The organism is Cupriavidus sp. IDO, assembly GCF_000812465.1.
Classification (GTDB): Bacteria; Pseudomonadota; Gammaproteobacteria; order Burkholderiales; family Burkholderiaceae; genus Cupriavidus.
Map to the genome: position 1 here is coordinate 137650 of NZ_JWMA01000029.1, position 6810 is coordinate 144459.

A 6810-nucleotide genomic window follows, 5' to 3' on the forward strand; every position below is an offset into this window, starting at 1 on the left:
TCGGAGCAATCATGTCCCGCACCTTCCTGTACGCACGAGTCTCCACCGACGACCAGACCACGGATAACCAAGTCCTCCTAGCCGCGCAGGCCGGTTACAAGGTCGATGCCAAGCGGGTAAATGCAGAGACAATCAGCGGGACCGTCCCGGCGATGGATCGTCCTGTATTCGCCAAGCTGCGAGATAAGCTCGAAGCGGGGGACATTCTGGTAGTGACCAAGCTGGACCGACTGGGCCGCAACGCAGCGGACATTGATCGCACGGTAGAGGGGCTGCGGGCCGATGGCATCCGCGTCGTAGTGCTGGACCTGCCAGTAATGGAAGTCACCAGCCCAGCGGGCGAGTTAGTGCGTCGCATGTTTGCGGCCTTTGCACAGTTCGAGCGGGACCAATTGGTAGAGCGGACACATGCCGGGCTGGCGCGTGCCAAGGCCGAGGGCAAGAAGCTGGGCAGGCGGGATGCACTGTCCGATGAGAGGAAGGCTGAGATTCGGGCCAAGCTGGCCGAGGGCGCATCGGCGCGGGGGCTGGCGAAGGAATACGGTGTCTCGCACCCAACGATTCTCAAGCTGACAAGCTGAGCAATCCACCACAGATACAAGGGGCTGCCTTCGGGCGGCCCTTTTGCATTCTGGCGTGCCATTCCATTCCGTACCCTAGTACGGCACATACCAGCAGTTCGATTTCGGTCGCCCAGTTGGCACGAACAGGTGGAGACCCTTGCCGGGGCCATGTATGCCGAAGCAGCCAGAACACGATTGCCGAAGTTGGCAGCAGTTCTATTTCGGTATCCCAAAAGACTAATAAGCCGTGCCGTGCCAGCAAGATAGATGCACGAAGTTGGCGATTCCACTTTTCAAGGAGAGACGATGAATCAAACCAGACATCCACTCGAATACAACGAGGCCGAACGCGAGTACGCGGCCCGAGCAGCAGCCACCAGCACACAAGGTATCGCAGGCTACCGCCGCGCCGTGCTGGCCTGTACGGGAAGCCTGCCGTCGTGGCTGGCGCGAAAGCGACCGGGCCGTAAGCCGGGCGCAGCCAAAGCCGCCGCCGTGCCCGACAAGGCGTGACCCGTTCGCTTGGACACTGCCACAGACACCGCCACAGCCGCACACAGGGACCGTAGGGCGAGATAGCCCGAGTACCTGCGCCGCGATTCTTCCTGCCAGACCCGGCACGTCATAGGGCAATGCCAGCCCACCGCACCCTCGGTCACTGAGGGGAGCCTAGTAAATCCCTCACTTTTTCCAAGCTAAGTCATTGATTTTAAATGGCTTTTGTAATTTCCCCCGAATACTATCAAGGACATGTGCTGGCCCTGCGCCTGCCGTGGCCGTTCCCTATGGAGAACTTAATGCATCAATACGCCGAACTTCAGGCACGCGCCACGGATAGCCGCACCAAGGACATTTCGACAGTGGGGCGCGGTCATGGCTTGGCCGTATGGACGGTCAACCGCACTAGCACTGGCAAGGTGCGATCCGTGGCCGAGTACCTCGACACGGAAACGGGAGAGATCATTCCGGCCTCGGCCATTGCGCTTCCCACGCTGGACCTGCGGACCAAGCAGGCCGAGAAGGATGCAGTCCTTGTCAGTCTCCAGCCAGAGGTGCGCAAGCTCGCATACTTTGTTCTTGGCTATGCGAACAAGCGTCGCGGTATCACGCCCGGTATCAAGACTCTCTGCCAGTGGTACGCCGATCTGCATGGCAAGCGGACAGACAATGTTCGCCGCCACATTCCGAAGCTAGAAGCCGCAGGCATTTTGGCTGGCGAGAGCCTACTCGGCCCACTTTGGCAACGCACTGGCGGCACGGCCCGCTCGCACCTTGGCGAGGATTCCGCTGCGGCGGCCCGGTACATGATGCAGCGCGCTCGGCAGAGCTTCGACACTGTGAGCAAATCTCGGCCCGCATGGCTGGCGCACGCGAAGCCTACCGGCAACGTGATAGCGCAGGATGCATACCGGGCACTGATGGCTCGCATCATGTCGCCGGGCATTGTGGCGGCGTTATGACCGGGCACACAAAGCCTCTGCCCCGGAAGCCCGACCCACGATTTGCACTGCACGGAATGCAGCCACGGGCGGACAAACTGGGACGGCGGCAGCGCAGTATCGCCCGCCTTGACGCAGCCTTTGCCGAAGCATTGCGGCAGCGCGTATCCGATCCTGGCCGATGGGCAGCCTTCATGCTTGGCCGACCGAACTACAACGGGAAGCGGTGTCCCCGCTGCGGCAGCACACTGCGCCGGACCCGCGACCGAAGCTGCTATGCCTGCCTCCTCGGCAAGACCCAGCCAGCCATGGCCGCAATCAGAGCAGGGCAACGGCCACCGGCCGCCCGATCACGCGATAGCCACCTAGACCTACTCGCCCGCCGTGGTGCTGCTACCCATACATACCAGCGCGGCAATTGGACCGCCACGGTAGACGGCACGGGGCGCACGGCCCTGCGCAATCCCGCGCTTTCAATTGACTGCAAAGACCTGCGGCAGTCCGCCACAGAGAACCCCGATTGCTGGTATCGACTCGCTCAACGCGATGCGGACCTACAGCGCTTGCTAGTCCAAGACTTGGGCTGGTAGCCGCCGCGCATTACTTGCGCCTTGCCGGATAACACCCGGCCCATTCCCACCCCGTGAGCCATTGACACTCACGACTCAAAACCGAGCTTGCTTAGTGCGCGCGTTTTCACGGCCACGAGCAATACAAGGAGAAACTATGACGACCAATATTCCCAAACATATCGACCCTAGCGAACTGCACGCCGCCGCTGCGCGCATCCAGAATCTACGCGATGAACTGACCAAGGTTCAACATGTGGCCGCTGAGTTCGAGCGCCTGCGCAATGCAGTGGATCGCGTGAAAGCCCTCCCCGGTGAGATCGCACAAGCCGAAGCAAAGCTTGAGGAACTCAGGGCTGCCAGCATCGAGTACAGCCTCTTCATTCTCGGCCAGCCCGAAGTGTCGATGGCCCCTAACCCCAATACGCCCGACAACGTTCTGACCCATCGCATCGTGGTCACCTTCCGCAGTCCGGTCAGTGGGGAACCCAAGGTTCTCGGCTTGGAGAGCATCGCCCAAGGCAGCATTGAAGAGCGGGCCTTGATCCGCGCCGATGCGCTGCCGCTAGCAATTGCACGACTGGCCGATACGCCAGAGGCTGCGATGGTGCGTTACCGCCGTGGCCGTTCGCTTGGCTACCTCCCGAGCTAATCCAAGGAGAGGAAACGATATGAGCAAGACCAGCAGCAAGACCAAGACTGCCAGCGTCAATGCCGGCGTTACCAACGTGCTGTGCACCAGCACTGTGGCACGAGAGGCCTGCAAGGCGCAGAACACTACGATGTTGAAGGGACTCGGCATCGCTGGCAGCACCACCGCCAATATGCCATGGCCGCCGCACGTACCGGGCCGTCCAATCACCGGAGGTGAGACATGGTGATTGGCCTTCAACGAGCACGGGCCGAGTACGCCGCCAAGACGGCGGCACTACGCGAAGCCATGCTTGCAGAGACCGAGCACGCCCGGGCCGCCACCCTTGACGAGGCCATCACGGCATTCGAGGTGCAGGAGGGACGTACAGCCCTTTTGCGCTCGCTCAGTGCGGCGGACCTACTCGCGGCACGGGACGCGCTGGAGGAGCAGGCAGAGGCCGATTGGAGTGTCTGGAGCGATGCTGACAGGGCAGCGACGGTGCGGGAGTACGACCGGGTTTGCCTTGCCTTGATGCCGCACTTTCCGTCGCCCACGGACGAGAACGGCTGGCCGCTTTCGACTGAGACCCGCCCGGGTATTCTGGCCGAGGAGCACCGCTTCTGGACCACCGGCCACGGCATCGAGCGGGAGCGCCGACAGAGGCTCTACAACGCGCCGAACCCACTGATGCTATCCATGCCCCACTGAGGGCGAAATAAACCAGCCACGGGCCGCTATGCGGCTCACAGGCTACCACCACATAGGAGAAAACACCATGAGCACCGATTATCGATTCATGTCCGCCGTAGCGGGCCGCAGCCATGACCATCAGCAGACGGTCAACATCCAGCGGGAAGCTGGGCAGCACGTCTCGGAGGAGAGCCGAGGACAGGCTGCCGTCATCATCGGCAACACCCCCGGCCTCGCACAGAAGATCGGATATGTAGGGCACGGCCTGTCCGCAGCAGCCGCGCAGCAGGTAGCGCACCTTGAGAGCCAGAAGGCCGGGTATGTGCACCAAGGCGCTGGCGCGTCGCTGGTCATTGACGAGGCATACCCGCAGGGGCACCCGATGCGCAAGCGTTGGGTATCCCACGGCTGCCGCTGATTGCTGGCCCCGGCCTAAAAATGCGCTGGCTGTTCGCGCACGGTTTGATGGGCTGGCGCAAGCTGCTACACTGCGAGTCATCACCGGGCAGGTGTCACAGCCCGGAAACCCGCATGAACACTAGGAAAGCCCGAATCCCTCCGTCTCCGCCAGCAATGGCGGCGAAACCCCGGAAGATCGCGGTCTTCCGGGGTTTTGTTTTTTGTGGCTCCGGATTTCCGCCGGCCGGTTGCGTGTGTACCTTACACAAACGATCGGAGCCCACACCGTACCCGAGCTTCGAGGCCGACCACCTGGGCGGCCTGTCGGCCTGGCGCGGCAAGTCGGCAAGTCGCAGGGCTCGGTGACGCTTGATCGCGCGGCGAAGAGCGGCGCCGTCGAAGTCACGACCGACATCGCATCGGTCGGCACCGGTAACACGACGCTCGACGAGCAGCTGCAGACGGCCGACTTCTTCGATGCGGCGAAGTACCCGAAAGCGCCCAACAAGGGCACGATCAAGTTCGACGGCGACAAGCCGGCCTCGGTCGTCGGCAACTTGACGCTGCACGGCGTGACCAAGCCGCTGACACTTAAAATCAACGCGTTCAAATGCATGCCGCACCCGATGCTCAAGCGCGAGGTATGCGGCGTCGACGCGGTGGGTGAGTTCGATCGCGCCGACTTCGGCGTTGATTTCGGCAAGGCGTACGGCTTCAACATGAAGACCAAGCTGCTGATTACAGCCGAAGCGCTCAAGCAGTAAGCCGCCTCTTTGCGGCGCGCGTCGTCATCGAGCCTTTAGTCGTCCATATTGTTCCGCACGTCATGGCGGACCGCGTTTGCGACAAAACACATCTAGGTGGCGGATGCGTTCATGGGCAGGATTCAACCTCTTCTGATCGTTCTATTGATGGCAATGATGCGTTTTAGCGCACGACATATGCAAGAGATCGTTGCCCATATAGCATTTTGCTCATCACCTGCACCAGCGCTGATTTGTTAGTCAAAGCCTATCGTGCGGGTTTCCGGCAAGCGCATCGTCTGACACTTCGGAGATAAATCTCATGAAATTGCTACACGTAGATTCCAGCATCCTCGGGCAAGGCTCCGTCAGTCGTGATCTGTCAGCAGAGGTAGTCGCGACCTTCCAGGCCAGCCATCCCGACCTTGTGATCACTCGTCTCGACCTCGCCGCCACACCGATCGGCCATCTCACGGCGGGGCACCTCGCGGCCGCGCAAGGCGCTCCGGTCGACGAGGCATTGAAGTCTGACATTGCCGTGGGCCAGGCCGCGCTCGAGGCGTTCCTGGCCGCCGACATCGTGGTCATCGGCGCGCCGATGTACAACCTTGGCGTGCCGTCTCAACTGAAGGCCTGGATCGACCGCATCTCTGTCGCCGGCAAGACTTTCCGCTACGGCGAGCACGGCCCGGTGGGACTGTGTGGCGGCAAGAAGCTGATCATCGCCTCGTCGCGGGGTGGGGTTTACAGCGAAGGCTCGCCCGCCGCCATGTTCGATCACCAGGAGACCTATCTGAAGGCGGCCTTCGGCTTTCTGGGCATCACGGACATCACCTTCATTCGCGCGGAAGGTGTGGCGATGGGTCCGGAGGCACGCAGTGGGGCCATCGCCTCGGCGAAGAAAGAGACCGCCGCGCTCGCTGCGTGACATAGCACCGCCCGCACCCGTTTGACCAGGACAAAGGAGCCCCCGCATGACCCATTCCATCCACGGCGACAAACGCTGGCTGGCGCTGATCGTTCTGTGTCTCGGCGTGCTCATGATCGTGCTCGATACGACGATCGTGAACGTTGCCTTGCCGTCGATCGCCGCGGACCTCGGCTTTAGCGAGACCTCGCTGGTGTGGGTGGTCAATGCCTACATGCAGACCTTCGGCGGCTTCTTGCTGCTGGGCGGCAGGCTGGGCGATCTTTACGGCTACCGCAAGCTGTTCCTCGGCGGCATTACGTTGTTTACGCTGGCGTCGCTCGCATGCGGCGTGGCGAATTCGCAAATCCTGCTGGTATGCGCACGTGCCGTGCAGGGGTTGGGCGGCGCGGTCGTCTCCGCTGTTTCGCTGTCGCTGATCATGAATGTGTTCACCGGGACCGGCGAACGGGCCAAGGCGATGGGCGTGTACGGCTTTGTCTGCGCGGGGGGCGGCAGCATCGGCGTATTGCTCGGCGGTCTGCTGACCAACCTGCTGAGCTGGCACTGGATCTTTCTCGTCAACCTGCCCATTGGCATCGCCGTCTCTGCGCTGTGTGTCGCGCTCTTGCCGTCAGCACGCGGCCATGCTCATGGCGAACGGCTCGACGTGGCCGGCGCGGTGACGGTGACGGCTTCGCTGATGCTAGCCGTGTACGCAGTCGTGAACGGCAATGAAGCGGGCTGGACCTCGGCGCAGACGCTGGGCTGCGTATTCCGGCCGATCGTGACCAGTCATTCCGGATTATCGTGACCACGGATTCCGGCATCGTGACCGGCATTTCCGGTTTATCGTGACCAGCCGT

Annotated in this window: 8 protein-coding genes and 2 pseudogenes; all 10 read left to right on the forward strand. The window is 62.0% G+C overall.

Annotated features, from left to right (window positions below; genetic code table 11):
• The first annotated feature begins 11 nt into the window (after positions 1 to 11).
• Complete coding sequence (locus RM96_RS10150; protein ID WP_039010241.1) at positions 12 to 581, forward strand: recombinase family protein; 570 nt, start codon at positions 12 to 14, stop codon at positions 579 to 581.
• 288 nt (positions 582 to 869) lie between these two features.
• A complete protein-coding gene (locus RM96_RS10155) occupies positions 870 to 1076 on the forward strand; it encodes a hypothetical protein (protein WP_039010242.1) in 207 nt (68 codons plus the stop codon).
• Positions 1077 to 1276: 200 nt separating this feature from the next.
• Positions 1277 to 2023 carry a hypothetical protein gene (locus RM96_RS10160; RefSeq protein ID WP_152624086.1) on the forward strand — a complete coding sequence of 249 codons (747 nt, stop codon included), beginning with the start codon at positions 1277 to 1279 and terminating at the stop codon, positions 2021 to 2023.
• Between the two features lie 705 nt (positions 2024 to 2728).
• Complete coding sequence (locus RM96_RS10165; RefSeq protein WP_039010244.1) at positions 2729 to 3223, forward strand: hypothetical protein; 495 nt, start codon at positions 2729 to 2731, stop codon at positions 3221 to 3223.
• Between the two features lie 19 nt (positions 3224 to 3242).
• Complete coding sequence (locus RM96_RS10170; RefSeq protein WP_039010245.1) at positions 3243 to 3452, forward strand: hypothetical protein; 210 nt, start codon at positions 3243 to 3245, stop codon at positions 3450 to 3452.
• Complete coding sequence (locus tag RM96_RS10175; RefSeq protein ID WP_039010246.1) at positions 3446 to 3913, forward strand: hypothetical protein; 468 nt, start codon at positions 3446 to 3448, stop codon at positions 3911 to 3913. The genes RM96_RS10170 and RM96_RS10175 overlap by 7 nt, the downstream gene beginning before the upstream one ends.
• 67 nt (positions 3914 to 3980) lie before the next feature.
• Positions 3981 to 4313 carry a hypothetical protein gene (locus tag RM96_RS10180; protein ID WP_039010247.1) on the forward strand — a complete coding sequence of 111 codons (333 nt, stop codon included), beginning with the start codon at positions 3981 to 3983 and terminating at the stop codon, positions 4311 to 4313.
• 269 nt (positions 4314 to 4582) lie between these two features.
• A pseudogene (locus tag RM96_RS10185) lies at positions 4583 to 5058 on the forward strand (YceI family protein); the annotation flags it as partial.
• A 301-nt stretch (positions 5059 to 5359) separates the two neighbouring features.
• Positions 5360 to 5965, forward strand: a complete 606-nt coding sequence (locus tag RM96_RS10190; protein ID WP_039010248.1) for an FMN-dependent NADH-azoreductase — start codon at positions 5360 to 5362, stop codon at positions 5963 to 5965.
• Positions 5966 to 6011: 46 nt separating this feature from the next.
• A pseudogene (locus RM96_RS10195) lies at positions 6012 to 6722 on the forward strand (MFS transporter); the annotation flags it as partial.
• Between the last annotated feature and the right edge of the window lie 88 nt (positions 6723 to 6810).

Bases quoted from the DNA above. Each gene is read 5' to 3' on its own strand.
- RM96_RS10150 (WP_039010241.1), top strand. From the start codon at position 12: ATGTCCCGCACCTTCCTGTACGCACGAGTCTCCACCGACGACCAGACC.
- RM96_RS10165 (WP_039010244.1), top strand. From the start codon at position 2,729: ATGACGACCAATATTCCCAAACATATCGACCCTAGCGAACTGCACGCC.
- RM96_RS10170 (WP_039010245.1), top strand. From the start codon at position 3,243: ATGAGCAAGACCAGCAGCAAGACCAAGACTGCCAGCGTCAATGCCGGC.
- RM96_RS10155 (WP_039010242.1), top strand. From the start codon at position 870: ATGAATCAAACCAGACATCCACTCGAATACAACGAGGCCGAACGCGAG.
- RM96_RS10180 (WP_039010247.1), top strand. From the start codon at position 3,981: ATGAGCACCGATTATCGATTCATGTCCGCCGTAGCGGGCCGCAGCCAT.
- RM96_RS10160 (WP_152624086.1), top strand. From the start codon at position 1,277: ATGGCTTTTGTAATTTCCCCCGAATACTATCAAGGACATGTGCTGGCC.
- RM96_RS10175 (WP_039010246.1), top strand. From the start codon at position 3,446: ATGGTGATTGGCCTTCAACGAGCACGGGCCGAGTACGCCGCCAAGACG.
- RM96_RS10190 (WP_039010248.1), top strand. From the start codon at position 5,360: ATGAAATTGCTACACGTAGATTCCAGCATCCTCGGGCAAGGCTCCGTC.